Origin of the sequence: Rhodococcus qingshengii JCM 15477 (genome assembly GCF_023221595.1) — a bacterium.
In the GTDB taxonomy this organism is placed as follows: Bacteria; Actinomycetota; Actinomycetes; order Mycobacteriales; family Mycobacteriaceae; genus Rhodococcus_F; species Rhodococcus_F qingshengii.
The window spans coordinates 68,650-86,819 of record NZ_CP096566.1 but is presented as its reverse complement, the minus strand read 5'-3'; the positions used below and the strand labels follow the sequence as shown (position 1 = coordinate 86,819).

At 62.1% G+C, this 18,170-nt stretch carries 15 protein-coding genes and 1 pseudogene; 9 read left to right on the top strand and 7 right to left on the bottom strand.

Features of this window, described 5'->3' with window-relative positions:
- Positions 1–900 precede the first annotated feature (900 nt).
- The 5 genes from M0639_RS30955 to M0639_RS30935 all read left to right on the top strand — a co-directional run bounded on the left by M0639_RS30955 (position 901) and on the right by M0639_RS30935 (position 4,296).
- Positions 901–2,064, top strand: a complete 1,164-nt coding sequence (locus M0639_RS30955) for an IS30 family transposase (RefSeq protein ID WP_064075657.1) — start codon at positions 901–903, stop codon at positions 2,062–2,064.
- Positions 2,065–2,102: 38 nt separating this feature from the next.
- The gene (locus tag M0639_RS30950; protein WP_064075656.1) at positions 2,103–2,450 is read left to right on the top strand and encodes a DUF3024 domain-containing protein; all 348 of its coding nucleotides are present in this window, start codon (positions 2,103–2,105) and stop codon (positions 2,448–2,450) included.
- A 155-nt stretch (positions 2,451–2,605) separates the two neighbouring features.
- Positions 2,606–2,974: a hypothetical protein gene (locus tag M0639_RS30945; RefSeq protein ID WP_064075650.1), complete on the top strand. Its 369-nt coding sequence runs from the start codon at positions 2,606–2,608 to the stop codon at positions 2,972–2,974.
- 293 nt (positions 2,975–3,267) lie between these two features.
- Entirely contained in the window at positions 3,268–3,633 is a 366-nt protein-coding gene (locus tag M0639_RS30940) for a PLDc N-terminal domain-containing protein (protein ID WP_064075655.1), read from the top strand.
- A gap of 141 nt (positions 3,634–3,774) precedes the next feature.
- A complete protein-coding gene (locus M0639_RS30935) occupies positions 3,775–4,296 on the top strand; it encodes a hypothetical protein (protein ID WP_064075649.1) in 522 nt (173 codons plus the stop codon).
- Between the two features lie 308 nt (positions 4,297–4,604).
- Here M0639_RS30935 and M0639_RS30930 read toward each other — a convergent pair.
- Positions 4,605–5,201, bottom strand: a pseudogene (locus M0639_RS30930) (helix-turn-helix domain-containing protein); the annotation flags it as partial.
- Positions 5,202–5,484: 283 nt separating this feature from the next.
- On the opposite strand from M0639_RS30930, the gene M0639_RS30925 reads away from it, so the two are divergent.
- Entirely contained in the window at positions 5,485–6,483 is a 999-nt protein-coding gene (locus M0639_RS30925; RefSeq protein ID WP_064074902.1) for a recombinase family protein, read from the top strand.
- A gap of 29 nt (positions 6,484–6,512) precedes the next feature.
- On the opposite strand, the gene M0639_RS30920 is transcribed toward M0639_RS30925, so the two are convergent.
- From M0639_RS30920 to M0639_RS30905, 4 genes are read right to left on the bottom strand one after another with little or no spacing between them, the layout of a single operon-like run.
- Positions 6,513–7,073, bottom strand: coding sequence for a DUF6262 family protein (locus M0639_RS30920; RefSeq protein WP_064074903.1), 561 nt, complete (start codon positions 7,071–7,073; stop codon positions 6,513–6,515).
- Positions 7,066–9,516, bottom strand: coding sequence for a tyrosine-type recombinase/integrase (locus M0639_RS30915; RefSeq protein WP_248671228.1), 2,451 nt, complete (start codon positions 9,514–9,516; stop codon positions 7,066–7,068). The genes M0639_RS30920 and M0639_RS30915 overlap by 8 nt, the downstream gene beginning before the upstream one ends.
- Positions 9,517–9,521: 5 nt before the next feature.
- Positions 9,522–10,664, bottom strand: a complete 1,143-nt coding sequence (locus M0639_RS30910; protein WP_082893248.1) for a tyrosine-type recombinase/integrase — start codon at positions 10,662–10,664, stop codon at positions 9,522–9,524.
- A gap of 53 nt (positions 10,665–10,717) precedes the next feature.
- Complete coding sequence (locus M0639_RS30905; RefSeq protein ID WP_248671227.1) at positions 10,718–11,143, bottom strand: recombinase family protein; 426 nt, start codon at positions 11,141–11,143, stop codon at positions 10,718–10,720.
- Between the two features lie 233 nt (positions 11,144–11,376).
- On the opposite strand from M0639_RS30905, the gene M0639_RS30900 reads away from it, so the two are divergent.
- From M0639_RS30900 to M0639_RS30890, 3 genes are all read left to right on the top strand, one after another.
- Positions 11,377–11,925, top strand: a complete 549-nt coding sequence (locus M0639_RS30900) for a hypothetical protein (RefSeq protein ID WP_156525036.1) — start codon at positions 11,377–11,379, stop codon at positions 11,923–11,925.
- Between the two features lie 60 nt (positions 11,926–11,985).
- Positions 11,986–12,240: a hypothetical protein gene (locus M0639_RS30895; protein WP_064233709.1), complete on the top strand. Its 255-nt coding sequence runs from the start codon at positions 11,986–11,988 to the stop codon at positions 12,238–12,240.
- 575 nt (positions 12,241–12,815) lie between these two features.
- Positions 12,816–13,058, top strand: coding sequence for a restriction endonuclease (locus tag M0639_RS30890; protein WP_054801843.1), 243 nt, complete (start codon positions 12,816–12,818; stop codon positions 13,056–13,058).
- Positions 13,059–13,504: 446 nt separating this feature from the next.
- Here the strand turns inward: M0639_RS30890 and brxL are convergent, their stop codons facing one another.
- Both brxL and pglZ read right to left on the bottom strand, forming a co-directional pair.
- Positions 13,505–15,652 carry a BREX system Lon protease-like protein BrxL gene (gene brxL / locus M0639_RS30885; protein WP_082893188.1) on the bottom strand — a complete coding sequence of 716 codons (2,148 nt, stop codon included), beginning with the start codon at positions 15,650–15,652 and terminating at the stop codon, positions 13,505–13,507.
- Positions 15,652–18,156 (bottom strand): BREX-1 system phosphatase PglZ type A, encoded by a 2,505-nt coding sequence (gene pglZ, locus M0639_RS30880; protein ID WP_064074476.1) that lies wholly within the window; start codon positions 18,154–18,156, stop codon positions 15,652–15,654. Before pglZ ends, brxL begins: the two co-directional genes overlap by 1 nt.
- Positions 18,157–18,170: the final 14 nt, after the last annotated feature.

Below are 18,170 nucleotides of genomic sequence, written 5' to 3'. Positions count from 1 at the left end.
GTCGCTGGCAACGAACCTCGGTTTACATCTGACAGATGACGACACGATCTTGTACGCCGAGAACTACAGTTCCTTTCCCGACTCGAGCGCATACCTGGTCATCGAGTCGAGTTCGCGCGCCCGCGCGGGAAAACCTTCACACCGAGGCTCATCTGACGTCATACGGACCCACGGTGGCCCATGATTTCGATGAGGTTCCGTCGGAATATCGTCCTGTGCCTTCATCGAATTCAATGTCGTGCGAGTCTCCGGTGACCAGTCACGGATTCCTTCGAGGCATGTGGAACCCCGCCCTGGATCAGGGAAAACGTGTCTACATTTGGGCGATCCAGATGTGAGGGCTGACGAGATCCCGGCAGGACCGAATCTTCAATGCGCCCATCGGCTCCCCCTAAGTTCTCAGTCGCAGGTATCGCATGTGCCGTTGAGGGGTGTGGATACAAAGCAGGTCGGGCACAGCGGCCCAGTGGGGCCGGCGGAGCCTCGTGCCTGCGATTCGCGTTCGCCGGAGGACGTCCTACTCACACAGTCCCGGCAGGGAGGCACATTACGCATCTGCTCTTCGGTAGCCAGTTGCGGTGAACCAAGAACCGTGCCGTCATCGAATTTGAAATGTCCGCAGTCCAAGTCATGCCGCTTTCGGGGCGCTTGGCCTGTCGCCACCCCGTTCATGTCAACCGGCGGCACAACGTACCTGATCTCTGGATGACTGATCATGTCCATGTCGACGCCTTTCGCGCGGGTTTGCCCCACGCAGGTTAACCCGAAAATTGAGAGCGATCGCTTACCCTCAGACCGACACCGTCGTTGGCCGATTCGATTCTGGTCCGTAAAGGGTCTTGGTCTCAACACGTCAACGCATCACTACTGGTGAGATGATGCGTGATCGTGGAGGCATGGATGGGCAACAAGGCGCTCGGGTTCACTATGGATCAAGAGAACACGATCTGGGAGATGTGGCGTCGCGGTGATTCGCTGAGTGCGACCGGGCGGGTCCTCGGGGAGAGTGTCCCTCAGATCGGCCGGTTCCTGCGTAAATCCGGCGGTATCCGGCCGCTCCCACGTCGTCGGCGAGCATCTCGTCTCACGGCCGGGGAGCGTGAAGAGATTTCCCGTGGGATCGCCGCCGGTGACAGTGCTCGGACGATCGCCGACAAACTCGGAAGATCCCCGTCCACGATCGCTCGGGAGATCGCCCGCAACGGCGGCCGCGAACACTATCGGGCGACCCCGGCGGATGCCGCAGCGTATGTCCGCGCGCGCCGCCCTCAAATCTCGACTCTCTCTACCAGGCATTTTCTGCAGGAGGTTGTCACAGGGAAGCTGAGTGAGCAGTGGTCACCGCAGCAGATCTCCGCCTGGCTCCGGCGCGAGTATCCGTCCGATCCGCAGATGTGGGTTTCGCACGAGACGATTTACCGTTGCCTGTATATACCGTCGCGGCAAGTATTCGACGACACAAAATTTCACGAACTGCGTACCGATCGGCGGATCCGCCGGCCTCGTGGGAAGAAACGCTCCCACGGGCGCGGGCAGATACGGAACAGGGTCCCCATCGATCACCGCAGCCCAGCAGCAGATGCTCGTAGCGAGCCCGGACATCTGGAAGGTGATCTCGTGTTCGGCACCCGCCCGTCGGCGGTCGCGACGCTGGTGGATCGGCAATCACGCGCCGTGCATGTGGTCGCACTGCCGGACGGGTACCGGGCCGAGACGGTTGCGGACGCCTTGATTGCCTATCTGGGCCGGTTGCCTGCGCATCTGCGTCGGTCGTTGACGTGGGATCGGGGACAGGAAATGGCCGCGCACGAGCGCATCACCGCAGCACTCGACCTGCCCGTCTACTTTTGCGCCCCGCATCATCCGTGGCAACGAGGGACGAACGAAAATACGAACGGGCTCCTGCGCCAGTACCTGCGCAAGAACGCTGACCTGCGCACTTTCAGCCAGGAGGACCTGAATTCGATCGCGGTAAGACTCAACAATCGGCCTCGTCGGGTGCTCGACTGGAACAGTCCACGCCAACGAGAAGACCAGGTGCTCGGCTCCTCCGCAGTCGGATAGCAAAGCTGGCCATAACGGCGGTTGGCATGATGATGGTCATGGCTGCCACCGGACTCCCCGAACTCGATGTCGCCCGGATCGTGAAGTACTGCGCCAGTAGAGTTCCCGATCGTCTGCGTCATGAGATTCGGGTCGAATGCGACATCGCGCCGCGCCATGTCACGATCTGCGAATGCCGGTCGCCGTGGCGAGAGGACTTCGGACCCGAATGGACACGATTCCCGATCGCCCGCCTGTCTTACACGAAGAAAACCGGGCTGTGGACTCTGTATTGGCGGGATCGGCACCTCAAATTTCACCGCTACCAGTTCTTGGATCCGAGCCCTCATGTTCAGGATTTGCTCGATCACATCGAAAACGGTGGGGATCCGATCTTCTGGGGTTGATCCGTTATCGTCGGTGATGCGTTGACCTATTGAGACCAAGGTTCTTTTCCGCCCCTTCGCGAGCGCCGCCCGTGACCGACTCATGCTGCACGGCGGCGCCAGTCATAGCAGCGAATCCGAAATCGACGCTGCTCGGCGAACGAGAATGAGGACGAATGACCGTAGAAGCTCCGATGTGGAAATCTCGATCGACCATCACCATTCCGTGGAAGGGCAATGCCGAGGTAACCATCACGGAATTGCTGTCAACGACGCTTGATGCCGCTCGTTCCGTCCTCATCGACGTCGCGAAAAGCGGTAAGAAGATCACGTACGGGGAGCTCGCACAGCGTTCGGGAACCGGATATCCAGCGCAGTCGATGGGCAAAGTTTTGGACGTGCTCAGTTTGGACTGCAGCGACAGAGGTGAGCCGTCACTGGCACCCATCGTGGTGAGAGCAGCGACCGATGAAGTCGCGTACGGATATGTCGGGTCTCCAGAAGACGATCGTGCAGCGCTATACCAGTGGTGGGTCGCGCACTGACGTAGCTGGCAGGCAACCATGATCGGCCCGCAGTGGCCGAAGCGGCGGCCGAGGTATTTCACGTCCGGCGAGACTGATCGAGAGTAGGACGTCGACGACAAGCAGTCGTCGTACCGGGTCAGCTCCGGTGCGATAGTGACGGCGGCGAGCCGCTCGAACGTTCCGATGGCGACTTGCGATCTCGGGACATTTCGGTGCCCGTGTTGATCGGTACTTCTTTGACACAAACCGCCCGGTCTACAATGGATCTTCACGATCTTGCGACTCCGTCAGCACGGGAGGAGGCAATACCGATGCCGTATCTGGGTGGATTGATCATCGTCCTGTGGATCTTCTGCCTCATCGACGTCGCCACCGCCGATGAGCACGGTGTCCGGAACATCCCCAAGCTGGCCTGGCTAGTGGTGGTGGTGTTGTTGCCGCTGGTGGGATCGGTGATGTGGCTGCTCGCAGGTCGACCGGTCGGCGGCGGCATCTGGGGTGGCAGCGGGACGCGCCCACCGCACACCAGTGGGCGATTCGCCGAGTACGAGTCCAAACCGGGCAGATACGTCGCCCAGGATCCCGAGGCCGACGCCGAATTCCTCCGCCAATGCCGTGCCCGCGCGGAAGAACAACGCAGAATAGAACGTGAGCGGCGCCGGAACGACGGCTACTGAGTCTCCCTGCCCCGTATGCGGAGCGTACCTACCCTTCGAAGCCTGCTCGCGGCGAAATCCCGAATTCGGGAGAGTTCTGTTGGTTCGGCGCTTACGCTGACATGACAGCACGGTCGGGCGGACCCATGTTGGAGGGCACAGATGCGCCGCAGCGCGATACATCGCCTACTCGTCGCCGGAATACTTGCGATGACAGCAATCCTGGCATCATTCGCCGGATCATCCGCCGCCGAGGCAGATCCGCCTCCCGGTTCGATGCCGTCGACCACGCAGTTTCAGATCCCGGTCACGTTCTTCTCGGGGTGCGGCGTCGGATTCCGGTGCTACATCCCACCCGTGGTGCCGCTGTTCCCGTCGGCAACGACAGGAACCCCGGGAGAGGTGACCTTCCAATTGTCGCGCCCCACAGCGTATGCGATCGACACCTTCGACTGCATCGGCGTGAGCGTGAACTGGCGCAATCTGACGACCGGCGCCGCCGGCACGACCGAGGTCCGACGCGTCCCGCTGGATTACAGCGGCCCCATCGCAGCGGAGGACTGGTGCCGATACACCCCGGCGACAGTGTTCACCGGCAGCGGCCTGGTGACCGCGACCGCAACTGCCGGGGACCCCGATCACCGCCCTGTCAGCGCCGGAGCAGCGGTCTTCCTCGTCCCCTAAACGGATGACAGGTGTCATTGCGCGGTTGGGGTGGTCCAACACCGACGACGCGAGAAAATGGGAAACAGGTCGCCACGTGCGACCGATCGGCAAGGGGATTGGGTTCTTGCCGATCAGGGCCGTCGATGGTGCCGCGCGGCCGGGGTCAGTGTGGCGACCTGTTGCTCGTCGCGGTATCGACGCTAGCTGCTCGGTCTGACAGTGATGGTGGATGTTGTTGGTTCCCGAGCCGTTGTCCCGGTTTGTGAATCCGGCAGTCGGTCAGGCGTGTGCCGCAGCCTGCCGACGTGATTCCGTATGCAACCCTCTCAGGTGTGGTCGGGGCATCGCAGCTCAGGCAGTACGGTCCACCCGCTCGCGGTGAGCCACTGCTGCACCGGATCCGGCAGGGTGCCACTGCGTGCGGTCTGTGCGAAGTCGCCGGCAAGGATCGGACCGTCACCGCACACCGTGCATGCGACATCGAACGCCGGCGGCCCCGGCTCGCACTGATGGCAATGCGATCGGGCGAGCACCGCACCAGGATCGGCGGGATTGTCGGTATGAGGATGCAACCAGATCACGGCCAGATCGCCGCGTTGATGGGCCGCTTCGGCTCTGGTGCTCGGCTCGTACCCGCAGGACGGGCAGATCCGCGACGTTCGCACCGCCGCAACAGGGACCACAGCGACCGTGCTCACCGAATCAGTCGGCGCACTCGTCGCCGGTGCGCGCTTGTTCAGGTGTCCGTAGACAGTAGTGCGGGGAACATTCAACATCGCTGCGATCTGCGCGACCGTCTTCTCCCCCGCGTCGTAGAGCTGCTGGGCGAGTGCGATTTGATCGTCGGTGAGCTTCGGCGGACGGCCGCCCTTTCTGCCGCGCGCCCGCGCAGCGGCCAAGCCGTCCCGGGTGTTCGCCATTATCTATACGACGGCAGGAAGGATTCTCCTCTTCAGCTGGGGAATCAGGATATTCGGCGACATCGCTCTGGTGAGTTACATGGGTGACGAGCGGTGGATGCCAGCATGAGGCGATCGGCGGTGTCGCCGATCATGGGCGAGGTTTCGAAAAATGAGGGCCGAGCCCGACACCCTGACATGAATGAAATCCGAGTCGGCGGGTGTCCCTCCGATGCGAGCGAAAGAGGTGTCGAAAACACCGTCGAAAATCAATGTCGACTAACCACCGTCGGGGTATTGTCGACGGATGCTGCTCGGATATGCCCGGGTCTCGACCGCAGATCAGAACCCTGCCCACCAGATCGACGCGCTGCGCCGGGCGGGGGTTACCACTGAAAACATTCACGTCGATCACGTCAGCGGCGCGAAGGCCTCCCGCCCTCAGTTGGATGTGGTGCTCGCCCTGTTGGACGACGGCGACATCCTGGTCATCACGCACCTGGATCGGCTCAGTCGTTCGGTGCTGCACCTGATCACGCTCGGCGCCGACCTGCGCAAGCGCGGGGTAGGTTTGAAGGTTCTCGAGCAGGGCATCGACACCGCCACCGCCGAGGGCCGGGCGATGTTCGAAATGCTGTCGGTTTTGGCCGAACTCCAGCGTGAGCTCGCCGTGAACAATGTCCGGGAAGGTGTGGCGGCGGCCAGGACTCGCGGCCGCAAGGGCGGACGCCCACCGAAACTCACCGACGATCAGGTCCAGCTCGCGCAGCAACTCTACGACGGCGGTGAACACACCGTTGTCCAGATCGCCGACATGTTGGGCGTGCCTCGCACTACCGTCTACGGGCATCTGAACAAAGCCGCAGCAGCAAAAACTACTGGAACAGTCTCTCTCGCAACAACTCCCGAGCCCGCGGCTCCGGAGTCCGGTTCGGTATCCGGCACTGTCCCCCGGCCGAGCCGGACACGCAGGACAACCCGCGCCTGCCCCACTTGCAGGCACGAACCGGCCACCCGAGCCGAGGCGGCGCATCAGCGCGACGATCTCGCGGTGAGCTGGCTTCGTCCCGACAAAGACCGGCGTGGCGAGCTGGTAGCCCAACATCATTGTCGCCAGTGCGAACCCGACCTGCCGGTCTTCGACGTTGCCTGCGCCCTGTGCGGAGATGGCCCCATCCTCACCGGAGAGCTCGCCACCGCGGCAAGAACAGTGTTACCCGTACCGGTGCAACGGTGGCTCGCCGACGCCGGCTGGTGCACCTCGCCAACACTTCTGTGCCCCGACCATTCTCTCCAAAGCCGATAGCCACGCGGCCGGTGTAGGTGTTTCGCCGATCATGGGTGCGAGCGGCTGGCTTCTTTCATGTACCGGCGGAGCAGGATGTTCGCGGTCTCGAGGTCGTCGCGTTGCTGGTCGGTCAGCTCGACCAACCGAGTATTGGTTTCGCGTAGCTGCGCGTTGTCGACACGCAGGTTGGCGACGAGGGCCTCGAGGTCGGCGATGCGAGCGGCCAGCTGGGAGTGGTCGATCTGTTCGATTTCGTTGCCGAGGGTGCGTTGCAGCCGCTCACGGAGCTTGCGTTCGGAGGTGCGGAGCGCGGCGATCTCGTGCCGGGCGAGTTCGAGGTCGGTGCGCAGGCTGTCCCCGGACGTGAGGGGGCCTGGCGGGTGTCGGGGTGGGCTCTGTTGGGCCATCGCGTCCCGGATTGCGGTCGTCAGCTCCGGCTGGTTGTAGAGCAGCCACGTCGACACGCCGGCCTCGCGGGCGACCCGCGCGTAGGTGATCCGGGTACCGGATCGCACCAGCTGGTCGAGTGCGCGGAGGGCGTGGGCGTGTTTGTCGCGGCTGGCTTGTCGGCGGGCCGTGAGGAGCCTGTCGGTGCGGGTGTCAGTCATCGACAGCGCCTCTGCGGTGGGCGACGCTCAGCGGCAGAAAGTGCCGTTGGTGTTCGCGGGCTTGGCGGATGGTGCCGATTGCGGCATCGAGGGCGGCGCGTTCGTCGGGGTCGAGTCGGTGCAGGTGGGTGGTCATTTTGGTCAGGATGCCCTCGAACATGGCGAGGTTGTAGCGCAGGTTGTCCACCACTTGCGGTGCGGCGCACAATTCGGCCTCTTTCACGTCGGCCTTGATCTTGCGGATTTCCTGCTCGATTTCGGGGATGTAGGAGGGGTCGGGCCGGTAGTGGTCGCAGCCACCGCATTGAAACCTGATCGGGCAGGATTTGCCGCCGGAGTTGACGTTCGACGGTTCGACGCATCCGCCGAGAAGCGTGGAGACGGTTCGCCGTTCATATTCGATGAGCTCGGGTGTGGGACGCAGCGCACCTCGCCGGTCCATCACCATGTTGCCGACGCGTTCGATCGCCTCGCGCTTGCGGTGGTGTCCGATGCGGTAGTAGCCCTGGGTGACGGCGAGGTCGCGGTGGTCCATCAAAGCGGCGAGCACATCGACGGGAGTGCCCGCGTCGGCATGATTTTGTGCGTAGGTGTGGCGCAGCGAGTAGGCGACCAGATCCCGCCGATCGATGAGGCCACCGGGGTGGGGAACCGTCCGGATCAAGGGCGCCAGTTCGTCGATCGAGTCCACCCACTGGCGGAAGATGACGCCGAACGCGGACGCCTTGAAGTGCTTGTCCGAGCACGGGTCCGACAGATCCAGTTGCGGAAACAGGTGGGCGGTGCGGCGATCGGGCCGCAGGGTCGTCACCCGCGCCAACCAGGCGCTGACCGCCGCCGCGGCAGCGGTGGTGATGTGCAGTCGGCGCCCGAGTCGGTTGGCCTTGGCGTTGGTGTAGATCAGCACCGGGCCGCCACCGGGATCGGTGTCGAGACAGTCACGGCGCAGGGCGGTGATTTCTCCCGGTCGCCGGCCGGTGTCGCGCAGCAGCTGATAGATCGTCTGCCGCATCACTGCGTAGTCGTCGTTCGACCATCCCTCGACGCGGTGTCCGGCAGTGAACGTGGGCCGCAACAACGTCATGTTCCGGTCGAGGACCTCGACGATCTCGGTGGGCAGGGCCCGCCCCGGTTCGTCGTCGTCGCGGTGAGGAGGGACCGGTCGTTGTTTCAGGTGCGCGGCGGTGAGCGCGAATGCCCCGGGAATCTCGTCCATGTGTCCGGCGGACCGGCAATACCCGAGGACAGCCTTGATGTTCCCCAGTCTGTCGTCGGCGTAGCTGCCCGCGAAAGGCGCACCGGTGGCGGCGGTCTTGCGGCGGCAATGGTCGATGATGGCGGCGATGTCGCCGCGCCCCGCAGCACGACGATCGGTGAAGGCGGGGCCGAACTCGAGGGCCTCGGACGCCCACGTCAGTGCCCGCAGCGACGGCCTCAGGTGCTCGTATCGGGGCAGGGTTTCCTTGGCCCATGTCTTGCCGAGCATGCGTAGCCAGCCGCAGCCGACGGCGGACCAGTCGATGACGAGGTTGCGGCTGCGGGTGCCCGCGGCGCTGGGGAACCGGTCGAGGACCTCGGGGCCCCACCGGTCCGGCTCGGTGAGATCGATTCCCTCGAATGCGCCCCGCTGCTGCCGCAGCAGCGGCAACGTCATCCGCAGGAAGCTCACGACGTGCGCGTCCGAGGCGGTGGCCTCGAACAGGGTGCGCGCGCCGTGGGCGGCTTTGACGAGATTACGCATCCGCAAGAGGGAGATTCCGAATCCCCGGCGGTCGCGTTCTTGCAGGATCCACAGCAGCTCCGCTCGCACCAGATCCGTGCACCCGGCCAGGGTGAATTCGTGCGAGCGGATCAGCGGCAGCGCCTGGGCCGCGAACTCGTGCGCGTCGATCGGCGGCTCGCCGCGGTCCTGACGGCCCCGATACTGGCTGCGGTGGGATTGGCATAGTGGTGTCGAGGGGTGGAAAACCTGGTGACTGCAGCCCCCGACCGCGCAGGTTGCCAGCGCACCGAGTGGTTGCGCGTCGGCCATGAACTCGGTGATGCCGATGCCGCGGGTCTTCGCCGCGTGCGCGAACCGGCTCTGGTGTGTGAAACACAAACCGGCGGTGGAGTATCGGGGACGTGCGCAACGGACGTCGGCGGCGGCGACCGTACAAGGTTCGACGATGGTGTCGTGAAAGCGGCGCGTGAGGGTTTTGCTGTGCGGCTTGGCTTCGGTGAGGCAGAACGAGCATATGGTGTTGCGAACCCCGGTCGGGTGCACACAATTCGGATGGGCGCACAAATACACAAAGGTTTTCTGATTGTGTGGATCGCCGGTGAAGATCAGCGTCTGCGGGTCCCATTCGTTCGGGCGCCACCGCTCATCGAGCCGTTCCGTCAGAAACGTGTGCCACCGGTCGCCGTCGCCCGGCGTGATCGCATGGCCGGCGGCGGCCACCGCGCTCATCGGATGGTCTTCGCGTGCGCGTTCCGCCGGTGTGCGACGGCGTCCACGGCGGCCCGCATCTGCTCGTCGGACGGGTGCAGGTATTTCGCCGTCGACACCGGACTCTGATGTCCCATCAACTTTTGCACCACGTCGATCGGGGTGCCCGCGCGGGCCCATGACGTACCCGCCGTGTGCCGCAACATGTGCAGCCGCGCCTCCACCCCCGCACGGCGAGCCACTCGGGTCAGGCAGTTTCGGGTGTTCTGATATCTCATGGCGGTATCGGGCGCCGACGTCGAGTACAGGTTGATGAACACGAAATCGCATCCACTGTCGGGTACAAGCCGATCACGTTCGTACTGGTAGTCGCGGTAGGCCGTGGTCGTCTGCGGGCCGACCGGGACACTGCGCGGGTAGTGACTCTTCGCGAGCGCGTGGTTCTCGTTGGCCCGGCGTCGCACATGCAGATGGGCGCCGGGCAGGGCGCAGCCCAAGGCCTTCGAGTCCGGAAGGAAATGCAGGTCTTCCCGGCGTAACCCCAGGGTCTCGCCGACACGCAATCCGGTCTCGACCATCAACTGGATCAGTAGGAAGTCCCTGACGTTCGCCGTCGCTACGAGGAGCGCGGTCACCTCGTCGTCGCTGAGGGATTCCGGTGGCCGCGTCACTTCCTTGGCCTTGATGACCTTCGCGGTGATGTATCGATGCGCGCCGTTTTCGCGCTGCGGCATCGTCTCCGGAGCAAAGCGCAGATGTTTGGCCTCGACGAACTTGTCGACGACCGCGTCGTCGATCACGCCCATCCGGGCGCAGTACCTGAGAAACTCGACGATCGCCGTGATGTGTGCGTTCACCGTCTTGCCGGCACGCACCCGACCGGAGGGTCCCGGTTCCGCTTCCAGTGACCGCTTGTACAAAATCAGTTGCGGCAGAGATATTTTGGTCCACTCCACTACCTGGAAATGGCACCAATTCAGGAACCGGGCAAGCCGGGGAATGTAGGCCCGCAACGTGTTGACGCTCGCGCCGCCGCCGTCGAGATACAACGCGAACTGGGTGACCTCATCGACCGGATCGAGCCGATCATCGAGCACCAGCCACGTCACCTTGCCGGCGACAGGCCCGATCGCCTTCTCGGCAACAAACGGACCATTCACACTTCGAAGCTAATCCCCGTCACTCACTGGGTGTGGGATATCCGCGAGGGACGTCAGCAGGCGTGTCGTAACCCCATGTCCCTCACAGGAAACCGACGCGTATAGATAATCGCCACGATCAACTCACGTTGGAGTTCCGCAAGGACGGAGAGCATCCCGAACATCGCTCGCCCTTCCGCTGTGCCAGTGTCGATGCCCTGCTCGAGAACCTTCAATCCGATTCCCCGCTCGCGCAACTCTGCACCGAGGGTGATCAGATGCAACACCGAACGCCCCAACCGATCCAGTCGGGTGATCGCCAACGTGTCACCGCTACGTAGTCGGGACAGCACTGCGTCGAGTTGCGGGCGTGAGGCTTTCGCACCGCCCGCCTGGTCGGTGTGGATGTTTGCGGCGTCGATCCCCGCCCGCGTCAGGGCGTCGATCTGGTGGGCGGGGTTCTGATCTGCGCTCGACACCCTGGCGTAACCGAACAACATCTGTCGAAAACTACCCTTCTTTAGGGTTTTCCGTCAGGTTTGGAGCCGTCAGCATCTGCCAGGATCAGGCGTGGGAGCGCGAAGTCAGCAACTCGTCGATGACGACCGTCTGGCCCTCACGGACCGCAGCCTGAAAGATTTCGAAGGATCGGCGGCTTCGTCGACAGGCATCGAGGGTCCCGAAGTTTGCAGACAAGAATAGATACGGAGAAACGAACCTCTATAGTCCTCTGATGCGAATGCACATTTATGCCGCGGGGATAATCGCCACAGCTCTTGTTCTTTCAGCGTGTGGCTCCAGCGCCGACGTCTCGGATTCCGGCTCTCCGACTACGGTCGCGTTACCCACCCCCTCGTCGAACGGAACTCCAGTCGCGACAAGTGAGCCTGCCATCCTCAAGCCCGGCGACAAGACTGGGATCAGTCTCGGTAGCACCAGAGGGACTGCGACTCTCGAATCTATCCAGACGAATGTCCCTTGTGGATCTGGATCAGGTTTCTATCAAGCTTTGGAATTTACGGTGACCCTCGATCCGGGTACGAGTTTCATGACAGCCGCATCACTGGAACTCACCGAGATCTTGCCTGATGGAAGCCAAGCAACGTCGAAAGCGAATATTTCGATCAGCGATTGCTTGAGCGAGGACCAGCCTGAGCTCGACACCATTCGCCACGGCTCAACACAGCGAGGTTGGATAGTCGCGAAGACGAAACAAGATGGCGGCTCACTCTATTTTCATACGGACTCCCAGAACAACATGGACTCGATAATCGAATTCTGATCTCCCGGTTCGTTCGAATCTCGAGGAAGGCACGTGCTGCCTGGAACAGGATGGCCCCCTATGACCGAACTCCCCGATACGACCTCCACGGGTTTGACCGAAGCACAGAACCACAACCCCGAGGAAGTCATCGAACTCGAGATCACGTTCAAACTTCCGTCGCCAACCATTAGGTTGTTCTTCCGCATGGGTGAACAGTTGGGTCTCAACAGCAAGGAGCTCGCACAACTGGCGATCGAGGAATATGCCCGCAACCACTTCGACTCCGACCTACCGAAGCCCGAGCGCGGGTGGAGTTCAGTGAACGAGCCGTAGATGGCGAAGGCGCACCGGCGCAGCACCCCTCATCCCGCAGTCGTCCGTTCAGGATAATCGGGGCACATCTCGGCTCGTATGGGCGATAGAATCGTTATCGAAGACCCGGATCGACCTCTGCCACGATGTGCATGTCACCGGGGTTTCGGCGATCCCGTGAAGGAAGTTCATTGCTTTGGTGGCGCTCCACGCCGCCAGGGAAACTCGGCACGATCATGAGGATGCGTCCAACGGCGCATCGAAAAAGCCACTCGACCACGCCATCGGGGCGTTATCGACCGGATTCGATCCAGCAGATGGTCGTATCGGCTGGTGCGGGTTCGCCGAGTACCTCGACGTGCTAGCCGAACGTGACCGCCCGGCAGATCCGACGGCGAGCTGGTCCGGGCACTGGTGGCCGAATCCGCCTTTTCGGTGTTCGACACGGACACTGTTCGACGGGGCTTCCGGCGGGTTTGTGGTTCGTCGCGACAACAGTGGATGGAAACGCGTCGTCACACGGGAAGTCGGTACACCCGCTGGCGCTCGAATTGGCATGTAAGTGGATGACCAAGAACGGCCACTAGGGCGCGAAGTTGTCGTCACCCGGTGCCGATGGCGGGATCGACGTTGAGTCGCTATTCGCAATTGCGCAGGTCAAACATCACAAGTCGCCCGTGGGTATCGGCGAGATGCAACGGATCTACGGAATCGCACAGTCCAAGAAGAAAGCGCTCTTCTTCGCTGCAACGGGATATACCACGCAGGCACTCGAATGGGCCAAGAAGCACAAGATCGAGTGCTACATCTACCCACCGGTGAAACGCGTGCGCGCCTAATGACGCGATACCTGACGACCCACCCACTGAATGCTCTCGTTGTCTCGACAGATCGGGGCCGACGACAATTGGCGATCTCACACGGCAACCACCCGCGACGGAGATCTCACGGTACTGCCAGGAAGTGAGCCCCGAACGTTGCATCGTCCCGGTATCCGCTTTCACCGGAAGATCGACCAGCGCCCCCGTCGAAAAGACCATGCCTCGCAGGAATTCGACATAGATTTTCGACACGAGTTCTCGACAGATCCGAACAAGTCTGAACTGCACAAATCCAATCACCGACCGGGTGACGAAATCGGATCGATTTTCGACGCGGTGAGGGCGCTGGCCATGGTCATCGTTAAGCCGCGGAGACCGGCGACTCCGTCACACGGGGACGATACCCTTCTCGACCATTCAGTCACGGGCGACGTCGACGGGGTCACCTCGGTCGACGTCCGCCATCAATTCGCTTCCCGGATATACGTCACGCCGAATGCCCTGGCCTGACGGAACTCCTGCCGCGTACTGCCGAAGTCGAACCAGCCGCCTTCTTGCTTCTGAAAGATGTCGAGGCCCCGGCCGAGGTTGATGCGCCATCCGTTGTTCGTGCGGATCCAGCGATCATGACCGCCAGGGTCCTTAGCCACGTCAAGCTTGATGCCCTGTTGGGCAGCCCCCTGAATGATCTGGCCGATCATCTGCAACTGTCTCTTCTGATACTCAGGGTCGGTTTCGAGCAGGGTGAAGAGCTTGAATGTCACCTCGTCGGCGGGGTCTTTGGCCGCCGCGATCAAGGCCAGTAACTCGACGAGATTCCGACCCTGGTGGTTCATCCGGATGTACGGGTCGTGCAACTCGATCTCGGACGCGCCGCGCAAGTACGGCATAAGGAGCGTTTCGTAGGAGACGCCGCGCTGATTTTCGATGAAATCTCGGTGTCCTCGATACAACTCCTCCTTCACCGGGACGGAGACAACCGCCTTCTCCGAGCCGGCTGCACCTGCCCCGGGTTGGGCCGGACCGACAAGGTCCTCGATCTCCTCGACAGCGTCTGGTCGATCGCGGTAGTAGTGCCGGGGGTACTCGTCTTCCTCCAGTGTCGTGACAGCGGTCCACTCACCCACAAGCGATTGGTACCCGAACTTCACCGTTGCCATGGTGGAGTCCATGCGCAGGATCTGGTCCTTGACGCGCTTGCGGCCCTCGATCGCGAAGCGCAAGATCTCTTCGATCTCCTGGGCGGTGGCCTGCTCGTGCGGGTAGAGCAGCTTCATCAGACCGGAGAAGGTCTTGTGGATGCCGTCTCGGTCGCGAGTGGAGATGTCCGATCCGAGTGTGTAGTACTGCTGGTAACGATCGGAGTAGTCGAGATTTCGCATCGACTTGAGGACTTCGGCAATGTAGTCGACGACGAAACCGTAACCGCTGGAGAACATCTCGCCGCGGATCGTGTCGATTTCCCAACCAGGGATGTAGAAATGCAGGCGGTCGAGGTAGGCCGAGTCATGGTAACTCTCGGGGAGCTCGTCGAAGAGGTCTGAGTGCTTGAGCATGTACGGAACGGTGTGCGAGGTGTTGCCGACGAACACCATGGACGCCTCCGCGCCGAGCGTCTCGACACCGCGGGAGAAGGACTTGTTCGCCATGTAGTTCTTCATGATGTCGACCAGCGCCTTGTCCGTGCGCTTCTTCTTGCCCGCGAACTCATCGAACGCGACGACGTCCCAGTATCCAACGAGGCCGATCTTCCCGTTGGCGTTGTTCACGAACAGTTTCGGCACGGTGATCTCACCGCCGGAGATCAACATGCCATGGGGCGAAAACTCAGAGTAGATGTGCGATTTGCCGGTGCCCTTCGGGCCCAATTCGACGAGGTTGTAGTTACGTTCCACGAACGGGATCAGCCGGATCAACTGAAGCAGTTTCGCGCGTCGCCCAAACATCTCGGGGTTGAAGCCGATTGACTGGATCAGAAGGTCTATCCATTCATCGGTAGTGAACTCGGCGCGGGCCTCGAGGTACCCGGCGTAGTCAAAACTCGACATCTGGATCGGCTGCAATCGACCCAGAATCCAGGGCACCACACGGGCGTCGTCACTGTGGAAGTACTCGATGTCGCACAGGCACCACACGCCGCCCACCAGCAGTTTCTGGTTCGCGGTCACCGTGCTCGAATCCACGAGCACCCCGCTGATGCCGACGTTCGCGAACGTCGCCTGATAGACGTCGTCCTTCTCGTTCAACGTCACGCTGACCCGATCGATGATCCGGAAGCGACCCTTCTCACGAATCTTCGACTTCACCAGCTCCGACTCGTTGCGGTGCACGTAGTGCTCGGCAAGGATCCGGCGCACCTTCTCGATGCCCTCCTGGATCGTCGCCTCGTCGTCGGACGCGGCGAACTGCCCGAGCAGGTACTCCAGCACGTACGACGGCACGATCGCGTTGCCTTTGACCGTCTTGACGAGGTCCTTGCGCACGACAGCACCCGGGAAATGCGCGTTGATCTTGCGGTCCAACGCTGTCAGCTCGGCCACAGCACTAGCAGGATCCTCCGCGGGAGTCTGCTCGCGGAGGGCCACCTCTGTCAGGTCGATGTGGTCACTCATCAGAAATCCCATCCATCGTCACTGGCGAAGGCACGTTTGACCGTGTACGGCGCGCTCTTGTACTTCTTCCACTGATCGGTGCCCTCGATCGGCTCCGAGAGCCGGAATTCGACGCTGTGGTTGTTGGCCTCGTCCGCGTTCCTACCGAGAAGCAGTGTCACGCTTTGGAACCGATCACGTCCAGCATCACTGCTCGAGTCGAAGGTCATCTCCTGCTCGTTGGAGATCAGTATGTCTCCGAAGTACAGCCCGGCACGCAGCCGCCGCGCAGGTTTGTGCGGCTCCACCTTCGCCGACTGGTACAGCTTGACGACGATCTGCCCCGTGGTGATCCGATCTGACTCGGGGTGGATGTCGACGTTCACCGGCTCGACGGTGTCGATGCGCCTCTTGTTGATCTGGATCACCGGCACCACGATCTCCTGCAGGGAGGCGCCGCCGTGCACGAACTGGTATCCGGCTCCGGGCTGCACGATCCGCTGGATCGAATTCGGGATCTGCACTTCCAGGTCGCTCGACAGTCCCACTTGGTCGGGTTGGAATGTCGTGAACGCTGCGTCCTTCTTCAATCCTCGCCCCAGCACGTAGCGGCGCGTTGACTTCACGATCTGCTCGCCCTGCGGTTTCACCGTCTGGTTGAACTGCTCAGCCAGCTTGGAACGCTGATAGAGGAACCCGTGATCGGCGGTGACGATGATGTTCGTCGCGTTCGCGCTCGCGAGCTTCTTGACGATGTCGATCAGTTCGCGGACCGCGTCCGCTGCCGCCGTGAAGGTTCGGTGTTCGGAGACGGCTTTGTCCCCGGTCGCATCGATCGTGTCGTGGTAGACGTACAGCACTTGATTCGACGAGTACAGGTCGCGGCGTTCGGACGGCTTCATCTCGATGAAATCTCTCGCCTGGATCGCCGTCCCGCCGACTGCATTGAGGATCTTGCTGCGGTTCGCGGTACCGTCGGACTTCTGCCCGTCGACCAGCACCGGGTCGCCGTCTGAGGAATGTGCCAGCGTGGTGTGTGGGAGCAGTGCTGCCATCCCGAGTTGGGTATACGAGGGCAGGACGCCGAGCATGGCTTCGATGGTGGCGGAGAACTTGTTCTCTCCGCGGATCCTGGTACTCAGCTCGTCGGCGACCTCGTAGCGCAGTGCGTCGGAGACGATCACAACGGCCTTCTTGCGACCGGTGAGGCTCGGGGCGACGTAGTGGTCGTAGAACGAGGTTTGCGAGGTCGTATTAATGGTGCGCCACTGCGTGACCGTATCGACTTGCTGTTGCCATGCCACTCCGAGCGGAGCCAGAAAATTGGTGACATAGGCATTTTCGACCAGGTCTGCCAGTGCCTCGATCGGCTGCTTGAACTCAGCGGTGAGGTACGCCTGGGTGAACTGGCGATAGCGCTGGTCGATGCGGAACCACTCATCGCGATACCGTGTCAGTCCCTCGTCGAAGCTGCTGAGGTCGAACACGGCGTTCCGGATCGCCGGAATCAGTTCGGCTGCGGCGCTCAGCCCTTCATACAGGGTCGCGTAGTCGTCGAACCAGAAACTGTCACGACGTCTTGCGCTGATCGCATCGGTGATGTCGCGATACGGCATCGTCTGCGCACTGATCCCCTCCACCAGGCGCCGGATCACCTCACGCTCGCCGGCGTCGAAGATGTCCGTGTCCTTCAGTGTCTCCCAACCGATCTCACTCATGTGATCGGTGTAGTCGAGATTGCCCTCGACGGTTCGGGCCAGCGATTTCATCGCTGCACTGCTGCGCTTGGAGTCACGGAAACCGCGGAAGTCGAGCGACAAGTTTCGTGCCTTGTTCGACTCGGTGACTGCGAACCCGTCGACCGCGCGCTGAAACATCCACAGCACGAAACCTGCCATCGTCGGCGTCTGAGAGGTGAACCCGTAGATGCCGGAAGCTCCAGTCCAGTAGAAGTCCGCCAGGCCGTGGGAGGTAAACGCATCGAATCCGGCGGTTTCGCCGTCGGCGTGCTGTATCAGCAGCGTGCGGGTCAGCTCAGAGAAGCTGTGTTCCTTCTGATTCAGAAGCACGGCGCACATCTGCGCCTGCACTACCGTCAGGTCTCCGCCGTTCAACGGCAGCGATTTGAGCCGCGCTACCAGCTTCGTGTCGTCGAAGAACGCCCGATAACTGGCAATCAACTCATCGGAACCCTGCGCTGTGAGCCCGAGATCGACCCGCATCAACGCGCCACGGTCTGCAGTGAACACCGGACCGTAGGCCAGTTCGATGTCGAGCAACCAGTTCCCGACACCTTCGGGTACACCGCCGGATCGGTAGATCAAGAACTTCGCCGTCGGTTCTTTACGCAGTACCCGATGCTTAACGGCGAACTCGTCATCGACGATGCGCAGCACCGTCACGTCGCTCGGCGCGAGCACATCGAGTCCGGCGGAGTAGCCACCGTCGAGATCGTGCCATACGACTATGCGCTTGGAGTCGAAGCGATCCGCAAGGTGGTCCGCGATCGTGGGGGTCTTACTCATTCATCGTCCTTGTC

What these genes read in the sequence shown, in the direction of transcription:
- M0639_RS30955 (WP_064075657.1), top strand. Translation starts at nt 901, where the DNA reads ATGGGCAACAAGGCGCTCGGGTTCACTATGGATCAAGAGAACACGATC.
- M0639_RS30950 (WP_064075656.1), top strand. Translation starts at nt 2,103, where the DNA reads ATGGCTGCCACCGGACTCCCCGAACTCGATGTCGCCCGGATCGTGAAG.
- M0639_RS30905 (WP_248671227.1), bottom strand. Translation starts at nt 11,143, where the DNA reads ATGTTGTTCGGTTACGCCAGGGTGTCGAGCGCAGATCAGAACCCCGCC.
- M0639_RS30900 (WP_156525036.1), top strand. Translation starts at nt 11,377, where the DNA reads ATGCGAATGCACATTTATGCCGCGGGGATAATCGCCACAGCTCTTGTT.
- M0639_RS30895 (WP_064233709.1), top strand. Translation starts at nt 11,986, where the DNA reads ATGACCGAACTCCCCGATACGACCTCCACGGGTTTGACCGAAGCACAG.
- brxL (WP_082893188.1), bottom strand. Translation starts at nt 15,652, where the DNA reads ATGAGTGACCACATCGACCTGACAGAGGTGGCCCTCCGCGAGCAGACT.
- M0639_RS30940 (WP_064075655.1), top strand. Translation starts at nt 3,268, where the DNA reads ATGCCGTATCTGGGTGGATTGATCATCGTCCTGTGGATCTTCTGCCTC.
- M0639_RS30925 (WP_064074902.1), top strand. Translation starts at nt 5,485, where the DNA reads ATGCTGCTCGGATATGCCCGGGTCTCGACCGCAGATCAGAACCCTGCC.
- M0639_RS30920 (WP_064074903.1), bottom strand. Translation starts at nt 7,073, where the DNA reads ATGACTGACACCCGCACCGACAGGCTCCTCACGGCCCGCCGACAAGCC.
- pglZ (WP_064074476.1), bottom strand. Translation starts at nt 18,156, where the DNA reads ATGAGTAAGACCCCCACGATCGCGGACCACCTTGCGGATCGCTTCGAC.
- M0639_RS30935 (WP_064075649.1), top strand. Translation starts at nt 3,775, where the DNA reads ATGCGCCGCAGCGCGATACATCGCCTACTCGTCGCCGGAATACTTGCG.
- M0639_RS30945 (WP_064075650.1), top strand. Translation starts at nt 2,606, where the DNA reads ATGACCGTAGAAGCTCCGATGTGGAAATCTCGATCGACCATCACCATT.